Annotated in this window: 1 protein-coding gene; it reads left to right on the top strand. The window is 67.8% G+C overall.

Features of this window, described 5'->3' with window-relative positions:
* A partial coding sequence (gene groL / locus EF879_RS26815; protein ID WP_123563371.1) for a chaperonin GroEL occupies positions 1-1,608 on the top strand: 1,608 nt, incomplete at its 5' end.

Raw genomic sequence — 1,608 nt, 5'->3', positions numbered from 1 at the left:
GCGTTCGACGAAGAGGCGCGCCGCGGCCTCGAGCGGGGTATGAACACCCTCGCCGACGCCGTGAAGGTGACGTTGGGCCCGAAGGGCCGCAATGTCGTGCTCGAGAAGAAGTGGGGTGCTCCGACCATCACCAACGATGGTGTGAGCATCGCCAAGGAGATCGAGCTCGAGGACCCGTACGAGAAGATCGGCGCGGAGCTGGTCAAGGAGGTCGCGAAGAAGACCGACGACGTGGCCGGTGACGGCACGACGACGGCGACCGTTCTGGCTCAGGCGCTGGTGCGGGAGGGCCTGCGTAACGTGGCGGCGGGCGCCAACCCGATGGCGCTGAAGCGGGGTATCGAGGCCGCCGTCGCCAACGTCTCCGAGGAGCTGGCCAAACTGGCCAAGGACGTCGAGACCAAGGAGCAGATCGCCTCGACGGCGTCGATCTCCGCTGGTGACACCAGCGTGGGTGAGATCATCGCGGAGGCGATGGACAAGGTCGGCAAGGAAGGCGTCATCACCGTCGAGGAGAGCAACACCTTCGGGCTCGAGCTGGAGCTGACCGAGGGTATGCGCTTCGACAAGGGCTACATCTCGGGGTACTTCATGACCGACCCCGACCGGATGGAGGCCGTCCTCGACGACCCGTACATCCTGATCGTCAACGGCAAGATCTCGACGGTCAAGGACCTGCTCCCGATCCTCGAGAAGGTCATGCAGGCCGGCAAGCCGCTGCTGGTCATCGCCGAGGATGTCGAGGGCGAGGCTCTGGCGACCCTGGTGGTGAACAAGGTCCGGGGCACCTTCAAGTCCGTCGCGGTGAAGGCGCCGGGCTTCGGCGACCGGCGCAAGGCGATGCTCGGCGACATCGCGATCCTGACCGGCGGCCAGCCGATCAGCGAGGAGGTCGGCCTCAAGCTCGACGCCGTCGGCCTGGACATGCTGGGTCGGGCTCGCAAGGTCGTGGTGACCAAGGACGAGACCACGATCGTTGACGGTGCCGGTGACGCCGACCAGATCCAGGGCCGGGTGAACCAGATCCGGGCCGAGATCGAGAAGAGCGACTCCGACTACGACCGGGAGAAGCTGCAGGAGCGGCTGGCCAAGCTCGCCGGCGGGGTCGCGGTTATCAAGGTCGGTGCGGCCACCGAGGTCGAGCTCAAGGAGCGCAAGCACCGCATCGAGGACGCCGTCCGCAACGCCAAGGCCGCGGTCGAGGAGGGCATCGTCCCCGGTGGTGGCGTGGCGCTGGTGCAGGCCGGCAAGACCGCGTTCGACAAGCTGGACCTGACCGGCGACGAGGCGACCGGTGCGCAGATCGTCAAGCTCGCGCTGGACGCCCCGCTGCGGCAGATCGCGATCAACGCCGGCCTCGAGGGCGGCGTCGTGGTCGAGAAGGTCCGCAACCTGGAGCCCGGCCACGGTCTCAACGCCGCCAACGGCGAGTACGTCAACCTGCTGGAGGCGGGGATCATCGACCCGGCCAAGGTGACCCGGTCGGCGCTGCAGAACGCCGCGTCGATCGCGGCCCTGTTCCTGACCACCGAGGCTGTGGTCGCGGACAAGCCGGAGAAGGCCCCGGCCCAGTCCAGCACGCCGGGCGGCGGGGACATGGACTTCTGA

Origin of the sequence: Micromonospora sp. HM5-17 (assembly GCF_003762835.1) — a bacterium.
Lineage (GTDB): Bacteria > Actinomycetota > Actinomycetes > Mycobacteriales > Micromonosporaceae > Plantactinospora.
The sequence above is the reverse complement of the archived record's forward strand: the minus strand, read 5'-3'. Positions and strand labels throughout refer to the sequence as shown.